15 protein-coding genes are annotated in these 16,390 nt (G+C 63.8%); 6 read left to right on the top strand and 9 right to left on the bottom strand.

The annotated features are described in order from the left end of the window. Nucleotides 1-120: 120 nt before the first annotated feature. A complete protein-coding gene (locus tag PBR20603_RS23025) occupies nt 121-570 on the top strand; it encodes a c-type cytochrome (protein ID WP_150561779.1) in 450 nt (149 codons plus the stop codon). An 82-nt stretch (nt 571-652) separates the two neighbouring features. Here the strand turns inward: PBR20603_RS23025 and PBR20603_RS23020 are convergent, their stop codons facing one another. The 6 genes from PBR20603_RS23020 to queA form a co-directional block, all read right to left on the bottom strand. Continuing rightward, entirely contained in the window at nt 653-1,339 is a 687-nt protein-coding gene (locus PBR20603_RS23020) for a cytochrome b/b6 domain-containing protein (protein ID WP_150561778.1), read from the bottom strand. A 193-nt stretch (nt 1,340-1,532) separates the two neighbouring features. Further along, entirely contained in the window at nt 1,533-2,510 is a 978-nt protein-coding gene (secF, locus tag PBR20603_RS23015) for a protein translocase subunit SecF (RefSeq protein WP_150561777.1), read from the bottom strand. A gap of 24 nt (nt 2,511-2,534) precedes the next feature. After that, nucleotides 2,535-4,427, bottom strand: a complete 1,893-nt coding sequence (gene secD, locus PBR20603_RS23010; protein WP_150561776.1) for a protein translocase subunit SecD — start codon at nt 4,425-4,427, stop codon at nt 2,535-2,537. Between the two features lie 135 nt (nt 4,428-4,562). Further along, complete coding sequence (gene yajC / locus PBR20603_RS23005) at nt 4,563-4,829, bottom strand: preprotein translocase subunit YajC (RefSeq protein WP_233179920.1); 267 nt, start codon at nt 4,827-4,829, stop codon at nt 4,563-4,565. A 225-nt stretch (nt 4,830-5,054) separates the two neighbouring features. Beyond that, on the bottom strand, nt 5,055-6,185 hold the full coding sequence (tgt, locus tag PBR20603_RS23000; protein WP_150561775.1) for a tRNA guanosine(34) transglycosylase Tgt: 1,131 nt from the start codon (nt 6,183-6,185) through the stop codon (nt 5,055-5,057). Nucleotides 6,186-6,330: 145 nt separating this feature from the next. Then, nucleotides 6,331-7,413, bottom strand: a complete 1,083-nt coding sequence (gene queA, locus PBR20603_RS22995) for a tRNA preQ1(34) S-adenosylmethionine ribosyltransferase-isomerase QueA (protein WP_150561774.1) — start codon at nt 7,411-7,413, stop codon at nt 6,331-6,333. A 102-nt stretch (nt 7,414-7,515) separates the two neighbouring features. Between queA and recG the strand changes: the two genes are divergently transcribed. The 3 genes from recG to PBR20603_RS22980 all read left to right on the top strand — a co-directional run bounded on the left by recG (nt 7,516) and on the right by PBR20603_RS22980 (nt 12,723). After that, nucleotides 7,516-9,825: an ATP-dependent DNA helicase RecG gene (recG, locus tag PBR20603_RS22990; RefSeq protein WP_150561773.1), complete on the top strand. Its 2,310-nt coding sequence runs from the start codon at nt 7,516-7,518 to the stop codon at nt 9,823-9,825. Between the two features lie 141 nt (nt 9,826-9,966). Further along, nucleotides 9,967-10,911, top strand: a complete 945-nt coding sequence (locus PBR20603_RS22985) for a LysR substrate-binding domain-containing protein (RefSeq protein WP_150561772.1) — start codon at nt 9,967-9,969, stop codon at nt 10,909-10,911. A 360-nt stretch (nt 10,912-11,271) separates the two neighbouring features. Beyond that, nucleotides 11,272-12,723, top strand: coding sequence for a catalase (locus tag PBR20603_RS22980; protein ID WP_150561771.1), 1,452 nt, complete (start codon nt 11,272-11,274; stop codon nt 12,721-12,723). A gap of 115 nt (nt 12,724-12,838) precedes the next feature. On the opposite strand, the gene PBR20603_RS22975 is transcribed toward PBR20603_RS22980, so the two are convergent. Next, the gene (locus PBR20603_RS22975) at nt 12,839-13,489 is read right to left on the bottom strand and encodes a thiamine phosphate synthase (RefSeq protein ID WP_246174950.1); all 651 of its coding nucleotides are present in this window, start codon (nt 13,487-13,489) and stop codon (nt 12,839-12,841) included. A gap of 241 nt (nt 13,490-13,730) precedes the next feature. Between PBR20603_RS22975 and PBR20603_RS22970 the strand changes: the two genes are divergently transcribed. Continuing rightward, nucleotides 13,731-14,519 (top strand): YdcF family protein, encoded by a 789-nt coding sequence (locus tag PBR20603_RS22970; protein ID WP_150561769.1) that lies wholly within the window; start codon nt 13,731-13,733, stop codon nt 14,517-14,519. A gap of 119 nt (nt 14,520-14,638) precedes the next feature. Next, nucleotides 14,639-15,046 (top strand): GlcG/HbpS family heme-binding protein, encoded by a 408-nt coding sequence (locus PBR20603_RS22965; RefSeq protein ID WP_150561768.1) that lies wholly within the window; start codon nt 14,639-14,641, stop codon nt 15,044-15,046. Between the two features lie 394 nt (nt 15,047-15,440). On the opposite strand, the gene hemP is transcribed toward PBR20603_RS22965, so the two are convergent. Both hemP and PBR20603_RS22955 read right to left on the bottom strand, forming a co-directional pair. Further along, nucleotides 15,441-15,692 (bottom strand): hemin uptake protein HemP, encoded by a 252-nt coding sequence (gene hemP / locus PBR20603_RS22960; RefSeq protein WP_150561767.1) that lies wholly within the window; start codon nt 15,690-15,692, stop codon nt 15,441-15,443. A 147-nt stretch (nt 15,693-15,839) separates the two neighbouring features. Continuing rightward, nucleotides 15,840-16,322, bottom strand: a complete 483-nt coding sequence (locus PBR20603_RS22955; protein WP_150561766.1) for an SRPBCC family protein — start codon at nt 16,320-16,322, stop codon at nt 15,840-15,842. Nucleotides 16,323-16,390: the final 68 nt, after the last annotated feature.

The following is a 16,390-nucleotide window of genomic DNA, read 5'->3' as shown; positions in this document are numbered from 1 at the left end:
TGAAAACGACACGGGAAAACGGATGTCCGGCGGCGAAGCCTCAGGTGGCCGGGGGTGTCATACGCGAGGTCGGGTTGCTGTGTATCATAGCCGCATAACTCATAAGGAGAACCCCCGCAAATGAAGTTGATTTTCGCCGTTGCAGCGCTCGCCGCCGCCATTGTGCCGGCCCTCGCTCAAGCCCAGTTCGCCAAGCCCGACGACGCCGTGGAGTATCGTCAGTCGGCACTCTTCCTGCTCGGTAATCACTTCGGCCGCATCGGTGCCGTCGTCAAGGGCGACGCCCCGTTCAACAGGGACGACGTGGCGAAGAACGCCGAACTCGTTGCCGCCATGTCGAAGCTGCCGTGGCCGGCGTTCGAAGGCGGCCAGACGACGGCCAGGAGCAAGGCCAAGCCGGAGGTCTTCTCCGACAAGGCGAAGTTCCAGCAAGCGGCCGAGAAGATGGAAACGGCCGTGGCGAAGCTCAACACGGTAGCCAAGGGCGGCGATCTCGCGTCGATCAAGACGGCCTTCGGTGAAGCCGCGCAGACTTGCAAGAGCTGCCACGACAACTTCCGCGCAAAGTAAGCGCCATTCGTACTCCGATAAAAAAGCCGGTCGTTTTCAGCGACCGGCTTTTTCGTGGGCAGCGCTTCTTGCCGGTGAGCCGTCAATACGACGGCAGCGCCGCCACGGCCGGTGTCAGATGCACGATCCGGTACACCAGCGCCGAGGCCAGCACGATCAGCACCAGCGCGCCGGCCCGCACTCGCCAGTCGTCACGTGCGGGATGCGCCGGTGCGGCGAGCGGCTTGTCACCCACGATCATCGGCTTGATCAGATCCTTCTTCCGCGCGATGCGATAGTAGAGAATCGCAAGCACGTGCAACGCCACCAGTGCCACCAGCACCCATTGGTTGCGCAGGTGCCAGCCGGTGAGCATGTCGCTCGTGTCCTTGTCGATGAATTTGACGAGGGGGCCGTCGTTGAAGATGTCATCGTTCGAGAACAGGCCGAGCACGATCTGCATGCCGAAGAACAACAGCATGGCGATGACCGACAGGCCGCCCAGCGGTGTGTGGCCGGCGAAGCGCGCGTCGGTGTCCGGCGCGTTGCGTAACGACCGGACGAACGCCCGCGGCCCGGTAATGAACGCGCTGAAGCGCGCATAGCGCGGCCCCGTGATGCCCCACACCAGCCGGAAGAGCAACAACGCGAGGACCGCGTAGCCGCACCAGAAGTGGTAGACCATTGCATTGCCGCCGGTCTTGGCGGTGACATAAGCGGCGACGGCGAGCACGACGAATGACCAGTGGAACAGGCGCGTGGGCAGGTCCCAGATGCGGATCGGCTTCATTGACGTGACGGTTGGGTAATTGACGAATTCCGCGAGATTACCGTAAGCCCGCCATGGATGCACGTTCGGATGTCACCCGCGAGCCGAACCAAACGCGCACACACAACGGCGCGCCGGACGAATCAGGGGCGAAAAAAAACCGCCGGACGTGCCGGCGGCTCTTCAGTCTTTCTGACGAGGCACTGCGAGCCGGTCAGACTCGTGCGCCGAAGTTCGGGTCGTTACGATCGATACCCTCTTCCTCGTCCTTGTTGCTGTGCTTGATGAGGTCTTCACGCTTCACGCCTAACCACATCGCCAGTGCCGCAGCCACGAACACCGACGAGTAGATACCGAACAGAATACCCACGGTCAGGGCGAGCGCGAAGTAGTGCAGCGTCTGGCCGCCGAAGAAGAACATCGACAGCACCATCATTTCCGTGCTCGCGTGCGTGATGATCGTACGCGACATGGTCGTCGTGATGGCGTGGTCGATCACTTCCTGCACGGTCGCCTTGCGCATCTTGCGGAACGTCTCGCGAATCCGGTCGAAGATAACGACCGACTCGTTCACCGAGTAACCGAGCACCGCCAGCACCCCCGCCAGCACCGCGAGCGAGAACTCCCACTGGAAGTACGCGAAGAAGCCCAGAATGATCACCACGTCGTGCAGGTTGGCGATCACGCCGGCCACGGCGAACTTCCATTCGAAGCGGAACGACAGATAGATGATGATGCCGACGACCACGAAGGTCAGGGCCAGCAGGCCGTCCGTGAACAGCTCGTGACCGATCTGCGGACCGACGAATTCCACGCGGCGCAATTGCACGTCGGGGGCGTCGGCCTTTAGCGCGGTCATCACGGCGTCGCTCTGTTGCGCGCTGGTGACTTGCTTGCCGTCCGAACCGGTCTGAATCGGCAGACGGATCATCACGTCGCGCGAGGTGCCGAAGCTCTGCACCTGCACGTCGCGATAGCCGAGCTTGCCGACTTCACCACGGATCTTCTCGAGATCGGCCGCCTGCGTGTAGGCCACTTCCATGACCGTGCCGCCGGTGAACTCGATCGACAGGTGCAAGCCCCGCGTGAGCAGGAAGAACACCGCCGCCACGAACGTGAGCGCCGAGATGATGTTGAAGATCAGGGCGTGCCGCATGAACGGCACGTCTTTCTTGATGCGGAAAAATTCCATGACTGTTTCCTCTCGCGCCTGCGGTTATTGCTCGCCTGCGTCGGGTGCGTTCGTCGCACCGTCCGGGCGCCAGACCTGACCGATCGCCAGCGTCTTGAGCTTGCGACGGCCGCCGTACCACAGGTTGACCAGACCGCGCGAGAAGAACACGGCCGAGAACATCGAGGTCAGGATACCCAGGCAGTGCACCACAGCGAACGCACGCACCGGGCCCGAACCGAACGCCAGCAACGCCAGACCGGCGATGAGCGTGGTCACGTTCGAGTCCACGATCGTCGCCCAGGCATGTTCGAAGCCCAGCGAAATCGCCTTCTGCGCCGATGCCCCTGCGCGCAGTTCTTCGCGGATACGTTCGTTGATCAGCACGTTGGCGTCGATGGCCATACCGAGCGTGAGCGCGATAGCCGCGATACCCGGCAGCGTGAGCGTGGCCTGCATCATCGAGAGCACGGCCACGAGCAGCAGCAGGTTGAACAGCAGGGCGATCACCGAGAACACGCCGAACAGCATGTAGTACAGCATCATGAACACGGCGATGGCGGCCAGGCCGTACAGCACCGAGTCGACACCCTTGTGCACGTTATCGGCACCGAGGCTCGGGCCGATCGTGCGCTCTTCGATGATCTCCATCGGGGCGGCCAGTGAGCCGGCGCGCAGCAGCAGTGCCAGATCGTTGGCGCCTTGCGCCGAGCCCATGCCGGTGATCTGGAAGCTCTGACCCAGTTCGCTGCGGATGTTCGCCACCGTCAGCACTTCGCCCTTGCCCTTCTCGAACAGCACGATGGCCATCGGCTTGCCGATGTTATCGCGCGAGACATCGCGCAACACACGGCCGCCCGCAGCGTCGAGCTTGATGTTCACGGACGGCTGCTGGTGATCGTCGAAGCCTGCCGACGCGCTGGTAATGCGGTCGCCGCTGAAGATCACCTGGCGCTTGAGCATCACGGGTGCGCCATTGCCGTGCAGGAACAGTTCGTCCTGCGGCGGCACCGGCGTGTCGGCCGTCACGAGGCGCGGCGCATCCGGGTCCGCCAGGCGCGCTTCGAGCGTTGCCGTGCGGCCGATGATGTCCTTCGCCTTGGCGGTGTCCTGCACGCCGGGCAACTGCACGACGATGCGGTCCGGGCCTTCCTGCTGAATCACCGGTTCGGCCACGCCGAGTTCGTTCACCCGGTTATGCAGCGTGACGATGTTCTGCTTGACGGCGTTGTCCTGCACGGCGCGGCGCGCGACTTCCGTGAACGCGCCAACCACCTTGAACGTGCCGTTCGGGCCAGCTTGCGTGGTGTAGGAGAGGTCGGGCAGGCCGTCGGAGAGGGCGGCGCGTGCGCGGTCTGCGTCGTCCTGGCTGCTGAAGGCGGCTTCGATGCCGGTATCCGTGCGCGTCACGCCGTTGTGGCGGATGTTCTTGTCGCGCAGCAGCGTACGGGCGTCGGCGGCGGCCGCATCCAGACGCTTGGTGATGGCGCCGGCCATATCGACTTGCAGCAGGAAGTGGACCCCGCCGCGCAGGTCGAGGCCGAGATACATCGGCAGCGCGTGAATTCGGGTGAGCCATTCCGGCGAGGCCGAGAGCAGGTTGAGCGCGACGACGTACGTCGGATCGGTCGGGTCGGTGTTCAGCGACGCCTGAAGCAGATCCTTGGCGCGAAGCTGGGTGTCGGTGTCCGAGAAGCGAATGCGCACGCTCGGGTTATTGCCCGTGCTGTCAAACGCAGCACCTTGATAGGCGATGTTCTGTGCCTTGAGCGCGTCTTCGGCGCGCGCAAGCGTCGAGGGATCGACCTTGACGGTCGCCTTGACGCTGGAAATCTGTACTGCCGGCGTTTCACCGAACAGGTTCGGCAGCGTATAGAGCACCCCGATGGCAAGCGCCACCAGAATGAGGATGTACTTCCAGAGAGGATAGCGATTCATAGCAGCGGGCTAGGGTGATGCCTCGTGGCAAACCGTGCTTCGGACCGGCTGGCATGGCAACGCGGGTCGCCACGACCGGCGTCGCCATGCACTGCGGCCGCCGGTGAGGGCGGCCGCGTTCGGTTGCGCGAAGGATCAGAGCGCCTTGATGGTGCCCTTCGGCAGCAGGGTCGTGATGGCGCCCTTCTGCACGTTGATCTCGACGTTCTCGGCGATCTCCACGGTCACGAAGGTCTCGCCGACCTTCGAAATACGACCGGCCAGGCCGCCCGAGGTCACGACTTCGTCACCCTTGGCGAGCGCTGCCAGCATGTTGCGGGTCTCTTTCTGGCGCTTCATTTGCGGACGGATCATGATGAAATACAACACCACGAACATCAGCACGAGCGGCAAGAAGCTCATCAGGTTGCTGGTCGGGCTGGCGGCGCCTGCCGTCTGAGCGAAGGCTTCGGAAATCAGCACGTTCGGTTCTCCTTATGTAAGACGTGTAAAAGCCGCGTGTGGCCGGGTCTCCGGACACGCGCGGCGTGTGTTTCGGTGCGAGGATGCAGGATCCAAGCCCGGCATTTTACCACTGCCCGACCCCGTTCCCCCGGGGATTCGGTGCCCGCTTCCGGGCCCCGGCCATTACTGCACGCCACGCGCGCGATCGGCCCGGAACTGGGCGACGAACGCGTCGAAGCGGTGCGCTTCAATGGCATCCCGGATTTCCTGCATCAGCGTGAGATAGTAATGCAGGTTGTGGATGGTGTTGAGCCGCGCGCCCAGAATCTCCCCGGCTCGCTGCAAGTGGTGCAGATAGGCGCGCGAGAAGTTTCGACAGGTGTAACAGCCGCAAGTTTCGTCCAGCGGGCGTGTATCGCTCTTGTGCGAAGCGTTGCGGATCTTCAGGTCGCCAAAGCGCGTGAAGAGCCAGCCATTGCGGGCGTTACGCGTGGGCATCACGCAGTCGAACATGTCGACGCCTGCGGCCACACCGGCCACGAGATCCTCCGGCGTGCCCACGCCCATCAGGTAGTGAGGCTTGTTCGCCGGCAGTCGCGGCGCCACGTGCTCGAGCACGCGCATCATGTCTTCCTTCGGCTCGCCGACCGACAGCCCGCCAATCGCATAGCCGTGGAAGTCCAGTTCGGACAACCCGGCGAGCGACTCGTCGCGCAAATGTTCGTACATCCCGCCCTGAACGATCCCGAACAGCGCATTGGGGTTCTCAAGGCGGTTGAATTCGTCGATGGAGCGCTTGGCCCAGCGCAGCGACATGCGCATCGACTGGCCGGCCTCGACTTCCGTGGCCGGACGGCCGTCGATTTCGTACGGCGTGCATTCGTCGAACTGCATGACGATGTCCGAATTGAGCACGCGCTGGATCTGCATCGAGATTTCCGGCGAGAGGAAAAGGCGGTCGCCGTTCACGGGCGATGCAAATTTCACCCCTTCTTCGCTGATCTTGCGCAGTTCGCCAAGGCTGAACACCTGAAAGCCGCCGGAGTCCGTGAGAATCGGACGATCCCAGCCCATGAAGCGGTGCAGGCCGCCGTGGGCGGCAATCGTCTCCAGTCCTGGGCGCAGCCAGAGGTGGAAGGTATTGCCGAGGATGATCTGGGCGTTGTTCTCGACGAGTTCGGCCGGCGACATCGCCTTGACCGAGCCGTAGGTGCCGACCGGCATGAAGATGGGCGTCTCGACCACGCCGTGGTTGAGCGTGACGCGCCCCCGGCGGGCTTGCCCGTCGGTGGTGATGAGTTCGAACTTGAGCATGTGTCGTGCGCCCCGGCACCACCGGCAACACAAGCCGGCGCCCGCGCGGGACGTCAAAAAAAGCGGCCAGCGCCCCATGCGCGGCCAAGGCGCTATTGTACCGGGTCGAGCGGCCGTCGATCGCGCATCTGACGGCCGTGCGGATTCAGGCCGCGGCTTTCGGTGCGTCGTGAAGTTCCACGCGCGAGAGGATCATGGCGTCGCCATAGCTGAAGAAGCGATAGCGCTGCTCGATGGCATGCCGGTAGGCCGCGCGGATCGTCTCGATGCCCGAGAATGCCGACACGAGCATGAGTAGCGTCGATTTGGGCAGATGGAAATTGGTGATGAGACGGTCGACCACCTGGAAACGGTAGCCCGGCGTGATGAAGATGTCCGTCTCGGCGCTGCCCGGGCGCAGGATACCCGGTGCGCCGCCCGCCGACAGCGTGGCCTGGGCCGCAGACTCCAGCGCACGCATCGATGTCGTGCCGACCGCAATCACGCGCCCGCCGCGCGCCCGAGTGGCGGCAATGGCGTCTACCAGCGATGGCGTGATCTCGTACCACTCCGAATGCATCTTATGCTCGCCGATGTTCTCCACGCGCACCGGCTGGAACGTGCCTGCGCCGACGTGCAGCGTGAGCGCGGCGCGGTGGACACCCAGCGCGTCAAGGCGGGCGAAGAGGGCATCGTCGAAGTGAAGCCCGGCCGTCGGCGCGGCCACGGCGCCCGGGTTGCGGGCGTAGACGGTCTGGTAGCGCGTTTCGTCGGCCGCATCGGCGTCGTGTTCGATGTAAGGCGGCAGCGGCAGGCGGCCGTACGTCTCGAGCAGCGTGTAGCAGTCGTCCGGGAAGTGCAGGGTGTAGAACGGCTCGACGCGCTCGCCGACCGTCACCTCGAAGGCATCGGCCAGACGCAGCACCGTGCCGGGCCCCGGGCTCTTGCTCGCGCGAATCTGGGCGAGGGCCGTGCGGTTGTCGATCACGCGCTCGATGAGCACTTCGATCTTGCCGCCGCTCGCCTTCTGGCCGAACAGCCGGGCCTTGATGACGCGCGTGTCGTTAAACACGAGCAGGTCGCCGGGCGCGAGCAGGCCGGGCAGATCGGCAAAGCGCCGGTCGTACAAATGGGCAGGCGTGACGCTGCCGTCAACCTCCAGCAAGCGGCTGGCAGTGCGCTCGGTGAGGGCGGTCTGCGCGATCAGTTCGGGCGGCAGGTCGAAGTCGAAATCGGAAAGGGTATACATCAGCGTTTACAATGCGTAGCAACCGACATTTTACTTGGTTCGCCCGAAGGCCTGCCGGCACGGCGTGCGCCGCACGGGTGAACGCCCTCGACTCGCGACTGCATGACCGAACGCAGAATGCCCGCCACCGCGCCTGACGACGCCCCTGCCGACCTCGTGGATCTTGCCGATGCCGCCGCGGCACAGGCGCACACCTCGCCACGACCCGCAGCGAAACGCGTGCGGCGCGCTCCTGCGCAGGCCGGGACCGCGACTAGCGCCGACGCTCCGGCGTCTGCCAAGGACGGCAAGTCTGCGAAATCTTCCCAATCCGCCAAAGCGTCGAAGGGTGCCAAGCCCGCCGCGCGCAAGACGGCAGGCGCCGGCACGGCCGACAAGCTGGCCAAGCTTGGTCTGAAGCGCGACATCGACCTGATCCTGCATCTGCCGATGCGTTACGAGGACGAAACCACGCTGCGCAAGATCGCAGACGTGTTACCGAGTGAACTGGCGCAGGTCGAAGGCGTTGTCACATCGAGCGAAGTGGCCTATCGGCCTCGACGTCAGTGGGTGGTACGCATTGCTGACGAAGGCCATGAACTCGTGCTGCGTTTTCTGAATTTCTACGGCAGCCAGCAGAAGCAGCTCGCCATCGGCACTCGCGTTCGAGTGCGCGGCGAAGTGCGCGGGGGCTTTTTCGGATTGGAGATGGTGCATCCCGCGTATCGCGTGGTGCAAGACGCCGCCGCGCCGTTGCCGGAGTCCCTCACGCCGGTGTATCCGAGCGCGGCGGGGCTGTCGCAAGCCTATCTTCGCAAGGCAATTCACAACGCGATGGAGCGCACGCCTTTGCCGGAGTTGCTGCCCCCGGGACTGCTTGAGCACGCCATCGGTCCCGATCATCCGCTGCCGGCGTTGGCCGACGCGGTGCGCCTGCTGCACGCGCCCCCGCCCAACGTTTCCGAGACAGCGCTGATCGAGCGCTCGCATCCTGCATGGTTGCGTATCAAGTGCGAAGAACTGCTCGCGCAGCAACTGTCGCTCAAGCGGGCGCAGGCCGCGCGCCGGCGTTTGGCCGCGCCCTCCTTTGGCAAACCCGTGCCGGGCGGTTTGCTCGAGCGCTTTGAAGCCGCGTTGCCGTTCCGGCTGACTGGCGCACAGCAGCGTGTGTGGTCCGAGATTCAGGCCGATCTGGCAGAGCCGCACCCGATGCAGCGGTTGCTGCAAGGCGATGTGGGCAGCGGCAAGACGATCGTCGCCGCGCTGGCGGCTGCACAGGCCATCGATGCCGGTTTCCAGGCGGCGATCATGGCGCCGACCGAAATCCTGGCCGAGCAACATCTGCGCAAGCTCTCGGCGTGGCTGGCCCCGCTGGGGGTCGACGTCGCGTGGCTGGCGGGCAGCATGAAGGCGAAGGAGAAGCGCGAAGCCCTCGCACGCGTGGCGAGCGGCGAGGCGCAACTCGTCATCGGCACGCACGCCATCATTCAGGACACGGTCACGTTTGCGCGTCTTGGCATGGCGGTCGTCGACGAGCAACACCGGTTCGGGGTGGCGCAACGTCTGGCCCTGCGCAGCAAGATGCAGACGGCGGGAATGGGGGCGAACGCGATGCCGCATCAGTTGATGATGAGCGCGACGCCCATTCCACGCACGCTCGCCATGACGTATTACGCCGACCTCGACGTCTCCGTGATCGACGAGTTGCCGCCGGGCCGCAGCCCGGTCGTCACGAAACTGATCAGCGACACGCGGCGTCCGGAGGTGATCGACCGTGTTCGCGCCGCAGCGCTTGCCGGACGTCAGGTGTACTGGGTGTGCCCGCTGATCGAGGAAAGCGAGGCGCTGCAATTGCAGACGGCCGTCGACACGCACGCGCAGCTGGTGGCGGCGCTGCCCGAATTGCGCGTAGGCCTCGTGCACGGACGCCTGTCACCGGCCGAGAAGGCCGCCGTGATGGACGACTTCACACGCGGCGACACGCATCTGCTCGTGGCGACCACCGTCATCGAAGTGGGCGTGGACGTGCCCAACGCGTCGCTGATGGTGATCGAACACGCCGAGCGCTTCGGGCTGGCGCAACTGCACCAGTTGAGAGGGCGCGTCGGGCGAGGCTCCGCAGAATCCGTCTGTCTGCTGATGTACGCATCGCCCTTGTCGATGGGCGCAAAGGCCCGCTTGCAGACGATGCGTGAGACCACCGACGGTTTCGTCATCGCGCGACGTGATCTGGAAATTCGCGGTCCTGGCGAGTTTCTCGGGGCGCGGCAATCAGGCGCGGCGATGTTGCGCTTCGTCGACCTGAATGAGGACGCCTGGCTGATTCCGGGGGCGCAAGAAGCGGCCGATGCGCTGCTGAAGTCCCATCCCGGGGCGGTGGCGGCACATCTGGAGCGCTGGCTAGGCGCGCGGGAAGACTATCTGAAAGCGTGACCCCGGCGTCCACGGGCAGCGGGGCAGGAGGATAACGGCTAGCGCGTCGCCTGAAAACGGGCAATTGCCGCCCGATTGTGCTATAAAAAAGAAAATCTATCGATTGCTGTAATTCGATTAATTTACACAGGTTAGGACGACATGACCCTCACGGAACTCAAGTACATCGTGGCGGTGGCGCGTGAACGCCATTTCGGTCGCGCGGCGGAAGCCTGTTTCGTCAGCCAGCCGACGCTCTCGGTGGCCATCAAGAAGCTCGAAGACGAGCTGAACGTACAGATTTTCGAACGTGGCGCCGCGGAAGTGAGCGTGACGCCTCTCGGCGAGCAAATCGTGGCGCAGGCGCAGCGAGTGCTCGAGCAGACCATCGCCATCAAGGAAATTGCGAAGCAGGGTCGTGATCCGCTCGCCGGGCCGCTGCGGCTTGGTGTGATCTACACGATCGGACCGTATCTGCTGCCGGCGCTCGTCAAGGAGATGATCGAGACCACGGCGCAGATGCCGCTCATGCTGCAGGAAAACTACACGCTCAAGCTCATCGAACTGCTCAAGCAAGGGGAAATCGACGCGGCGATCATGGCGCTGCCGTTCCCGGAGAGCGGCCTGATGGTGCGTCCGCTGTACGATGAGCCGTTCGTGGTGGCGCTGCCGCGCTCGCATCCCTGGGCCGACCGTTCGCAGATCGACGCCGGCGATCTCAAGCAGGAAACCATGCTGTTGCTCGGCAGCGGGCATTGCTTCCGCGATCACGTGCTCGGCGTGTGTCCGGAACTGATGCGCTTCTCGCAGAACGCCGATGGCATTCAGAAGACGTTCGAAGGCTCCTCGCTCGAGACGATCCGGCATATGGTCGCAAGCGGCGTCGGTATCACCGTGCTGCCCAAGACGTCGGTACCCGACACGCAGGCGCCTGACAGCCTGCTGCGCTACGTGCCGTTCTCGGCGCCAGTGCCCGACCGTCGTGTGGTGCTGGCGTGGCGCAAGAGCTTTACGCGTCTGCCGGCCATCGAAGCGGTGGCACAGGCCATTGCCCGTTGCCAACTGCCGGGCGTAATTCCGCTCGATCTGCCCGCAACATCCAACTGATGTCGCGCTGACACAGCGGGCAAACACGCCCCGCCCTCCGACGATCCAATACGCCGCTGCCTCGTGCCGCGGCGTATTGCTTTTGTCTATTGAATATATAAAAACGTTTATTTGACCGTTTTAATAAAAATAATTAATCTGACGTCACGCGTTTGAAGCCGGTGCCGCACGAGATGCCGGGCCGTCAGACGCCGTTCGCTGCCCCCGCAGCGGGACCGCATTCGAGGTGCCGACGATGACCCAACTGAAGGCCTACTTGCACGACATCGAAACCACGCTGGAACAAGTACTTGCCGACTTCGCCCTGATGGGGGCCTGAGTCTCGCGAGATTCCACGATCAGGAAACAGGAGAGCGTCACATGTCAGATACGAAAAAACTCACCACTGCCGCGGGTGCGCCGGTGCCCGACAACCAGAACACCATGACGGCCGGACCGCGCGGACCGGCGTTGCTGCAGGATGTGTGGTTCCTCGAGAAGCTCGCGCACTTCGATCGGGAGGTGATTCCCGAGCGCCGTGTCCATGCGAAGGGCTCGGGGGCATTTGGCAAGCTCACCATCACGCATGACATTACGAAGTTCAGCCGCGCTCGCGTGTTCGAGGCGGTGGGCAAGGAAACACCGGTCTTCCTGCGTTTCTCGACGGTGGCGGGCGAGCGCGGTGCGGCCGACGCAGAACGCGATGTGCGTGGTTTCGCCCTGAAGTTCTATACCGACGAGGGTAACTGGGATCTCGTGGGCAACAACACACCCGTGTTCTTCGTGCGCGATCCGCTCAAATTTCCTGACTTCATCCATACGCAAAAGCGCGATCCGAAAACCAACCTGCGTAACCCGACGGCCGCCTGGGACTTCTGGTCACGCCATCCCGAGTCGTTGCATCAGGTGACGATCCTCATGAGCGATCGCGGCTTGCCTGCGAACTATCGACAGCAGCACGGTTTCGGCTCGCACACGTTCAGCTTCATCAACGCCGCAAACGAACGCTTCTGGGTGAAGTTTCACTTCAAGTCGATGCAGGGTGTCGAGAACCTGACCAACGCCCAGGCAGCGCAGGTCGTGGCAGGCGATCGGGAGAGTGCGCAGCGTGACCTGTTCGCGTCGATCGAGGCTGGCGACTTCCCGCGCTGGCGCATGCAGGTGCAGGTGATGCCCGAGGCAGACGCTGCGACCTATCGCATCAACCCGTTCGATCTGACGAAGGTGTGGCCGCACGCGGATTACCCGCTCATCGATGTGGGCGTGCTGGAGCTGAACCGCAATCCGGAGAACTACTTTGCCGACGTCGAGCAAGCGGCGTTCAATCCGGCCAACGTGGTGCCGGGCATTGGCTTCTCGCCGGATCGCATGTTGCAGGGGCGCCTGTTCTCGTACGGCGACACGCAGCGTTATCGGCTCGGTGTGAATCACGGTGCGATTCCGGTCAATGCGCCGAAGTGCCCGTTCCACAACAGCTTCCATCGCGATGGTGCGATGCGTGTCGATGGCAACCTGGGCAGCACGCCGAACTACGAGCCGAATCGTTACGGTGCGTTTGCCGAGCAACCGGAGTTCCGCGAGCCGCCTCAAGCGGCGGGCGCCGTCGCCGATCGATTCGACCATCGCGAAGACGACGACTATTACTCGCAGCCGCGCGCGTTGTTCAATCTGTTCGACGACGCACAGAAGTCACGGCTGTTCGGCAACATCGCAGCCGCCATGCAGGGCGTGCCGGACGATGTCGCCGAGCGTCAGATCGGACACTTCGCCAAGATTGATCCGGCATACGCGCAAGGCGTGATTGCAGCACGCAAGGCGCTGGCGAAGTCATGAGCGGGTGTCGCGTAACCGCCCAGTAGTGTTGGAACAAGACGTTCGGCAAGTTGGCGGGGGCGGCCTATATCGTCCCCGCGCAGGCGTTGCCGATCAGGTTGTTGTGGGATACGGGTCAGGCAGACGGCCAGAAGGCGCGTATCGCCGCGATGCCGTAGGCCCCGGCGTGGCGCGCGCTCGTCAACGTGTCGGCGCGCATGCCGCCGAGGGCGAAGACCGGCAGCGCGGTTTGCGCGGCCAGTGCGGTGAACGCGGGCCAGCCGAGCGGCGTGGCGTCCGGATGCGTCGCCGTGACGAGCACCGGCGACAGCGTGACAAAGTCGAGTCCTAGACGCGTGGCATGGGCGAGTTGCGCTGCGTCGTGACAAGCGGCGCTCACCCACTTCCATCCGGCAGGACGCGCGTCACAGGCCATGAGCCGCGCGCTGGTCAGGTGCCAGCCATCCGCCTGCGGTACGGTGCCGGCATGCGCGCCGCTCGCGGCGTCCAGCCAGAGATCTGCGACATCCTGCGGCGGATTCAGAATGAGTTGCGCACCTGCCGCGTGCGTCAACGCCAACGCGCTCTCTGCCAAGGCGCGGTAGCCGTCCGCATCGAGCGATCGGTTGCGAAGCTGCACGAGCCGTGTGCCGCGCGCGAGAGCTTGCGCGAGTTGCGACGCAAACGTAGCGATCTGCGTGCGCGATGCCACGTCGGGCGTGACCAGAAGCTGGCGGGGCAGCGCGATCTGAGCGGGGCTTGAGGCATCGTTTGTGACGGCGCTCACGCGTGACGTTCCGGCGAGATGGGTGGGCATCGACAGGCAGTAGGCGGAATCTGCAGAATCCGCGGTAGCGGCGGGTATGCGCGCAGTGTAACCGGAATGCCGGAGTGAACGTCTCGAGGAAAGTACGGAGACGAATTCACATTGGCGACATTCTCAGGCGGGCAAGTCTCGGCCGCCTATCAGGCGGGAAACATCATAGAGAAAGGGTGCGCTCCCCAGTGCAGTCCAGTACACTCGCCGGATGCCCTTCGATTGGCTCGCCCGCAACCTCCTCGTCAGCCTGTTTCTGCCACCGGTCAATGTGCTGGTGCTCGCAGGGCTTGCGTTCGTCGTCTGGCGGCGCTGGCCGCGCGTCGGCAAAACGCTGGCGGGCGCCGCCGTGCTGGCGCTCTGGGTACAGGCGATGCCCTGGTTCGGCCGCCAATTGGCCCATCCGCTCGAGGTAGGAGCCCCGGTCGATCTCAAGGCGCTCGACGCCGCCCGTCAGGTACCCGGTGCCGCGGCAAAGCTGCCTCAGGCGGTGGTGATTCTTGGCGGAGGCTCGAGCCTTCACGCGCCGGAATTCGGTCGCGAAAACAGCGCAGATGCTAACGATGCCACCTTGGCACGCGTGCGTTACGGTGCGTTTCTCGCGCGCCGGGCGCAGTTGCCGGTGCTCGTCTCGGGCGGTAGTCCGGCGGGCGGAGCCGTCGAAGCGCGTGTGATGGCGCAAATCGCTACCGACGAGCTGGGTGTCCCGGTGCGCTGGATTGAAGCGCAATCATTGAACACGGCGCAAAACGCCGCTTTTAGCGCGCGTATGCTGACAAACTCTGGCGTATCGCGCATCTATCTGGTCACGAGCACATGGCATATGCGCCGTGCTCGAGATCAGTTCGAACGTGCCGGGCTCACGGTGGTACCCGCACCGTGCTGCAACGCGAACGCATTCGAGCCGGATATCGTCCCGGGCTGGTGGCCGACCGTCGGTGGCCTGCGCACGACGCACCAGGCGTTGCGCGAATGGATGGGTCTGGCGGTCGGGCATTGACCCGAGCCGTATGCCGAAGATGTCGCGAAGCACCGGCTTCGTGTGCCGCAAGATGAATTGTTCGGCGCCACGCGTTGGCGCGGGCTCCCTGAATTGCCAACCCTAAACGAGAGAGACGTATGAAGACGAAAGCAGTCCTGAGCGTTGAAGATGTGCAGAAGATCAATGCCGCCGCTGTGGCCGAAGCCACGGCCAACGGCTGGAACGTATGCATCACGATCGTCGACGACGGCGGTCATGCCCTGTCGCTGCATCGCATGGATGGCGCTGCCCCCAGCACTGCCATGATGTCGTTGGGCAAAGCACAGACTTCGGCGGTCGGCCGCCGCGAAAGCGGCGCGTTCGAAGAGATGATCAATGGTGGGCGCTTTGCGTTCCTGAGCGCACCGAACACCGCAATGCTCGAGGGTGGTGTGCCCATCATCGTGGATGGCAACGTCATCGGTGCGGTGGGTGTGTCGGGCGTGAAGTCGGCGCAGGACGCACAGATCGCGCGCGCGGGCATCGCCGTCGTGACGCGCGCCTGATCGACGCGTGAGCGTGTCCGGGTTTTCGCCCGGGACGGAAAGGAAAAAAGCATCGCCGGGAAAGTCGGCGATGCTTTTTTTTCGTTACGCCAAAAGAAAAACCCGTCCGCGAGGACGGGTCAAAGGCTTGTCAGGCCGGATGGCCCCGCCTGAGGCTTGGCAGGCTGGGCCACGAGGAGAACATCAATGAAACCCGAGTGGATGGACAAAAAAAGCGGCTTGGCTGGCGCGCAACGCAGGTAGAGAGGGGCTTGCCGTAACTACATGGGATCGCGTTGCGTTCGCTGGCTACTGCCAAACACCTCTTAGGCGAGGTGGTCCCCACAAAACTCGGTGAAGGTGACGGCACGGTCGTGGTCATGCCGCCGCCAAAATTCCGGATCGCTAAAAAGCCTCACTTCGTCAGGATCAACTTGCCGTAACGCGTGGCGCGCAACTGGTAGGTCTGACCGTTGTGCAGGATATTCACGCATTGCGTGCCTTGCAGCAGGTGATCGCTTGTCAGCACACGGCCCGTGGCGTGGCTGGCCGGCTTGTCTGCCGCCGGGCTGGCCACTTGCGTGCGCGACACCGACAAGGTGCGGCGCGGTGCTGTGGCGGGCTGGCTGTGGCGGGCAGTGGTGTGGCTTGCGGTCATCTCGCTCATCCGTATGGCTGACTGTGAGATGAATATTAAATGAGAATCATTCCCATTTGTATTTGAATTTGGCTATTGGTGTTTTATCGAAATAGATTTTTGCTAAACCATGAATTCGCCGGACGGTGATCGTCATCGCCCGGCGAATGGGCTGCCTCAATCCGTCATTCCGCCCAGTGCGCCTTGCTCGGCAAGCGCCCGGATCTGCCCGATGGTATCGATGTCGGCCTCGCGATAAGCGGACTTCACAAACTCGCTATAACGCGTGTCGGCGGTGGCCGCATCTTCCGGTAGGGTCGTGCTGTACGTAAAGCGCACGAAGTAGTGCGTCGGCGTTGGCTCTTCGATACGCATCGTGAGGGAGCCGCCCGCATGCTGCTCGGTGGCTGCCGTCTCGTAGCGAACGGACTGCTGGGCGTCGAAGACAACCCGGTCGTGCACCACCGCTTCACCGAAACGCAGCTCACGGGTGAGCGTGTCATCAGTGCGTTCGTGCACGATGCACTTGTCGAGTCCCAGCACGAAGGATTCCGGCTGTTCGGCGCGTAGCACCAGGCCACGCCACAGTTGATCGCGCGTCAGCGCGAAGGCCAGCGGATTCAGGAGGTCGTTGACCTCGATCAGGTGTTCGTACTGCAAGACAATTTCCCCTTCAAACGATGACTGCCGGCCTGTTGTCGTGACAACACGCCGGCAACGCGCTGGAT

This window comes from Pandoraea bronchicola (assembly GCF_902459805.1).
GTDB classification, from domain to species: Bacteria; Pseudomonadota; Gammaproteobacteria; order Burkholderiales; family Burkholderiaceae; genus Pandoraea; species Pandoraea bronchicola.
The sequence above is the reverse complement of the archived record's forward strand: the minus strand, read 5'-3'. Positions and strand labels throughout refer to the sequence as shown.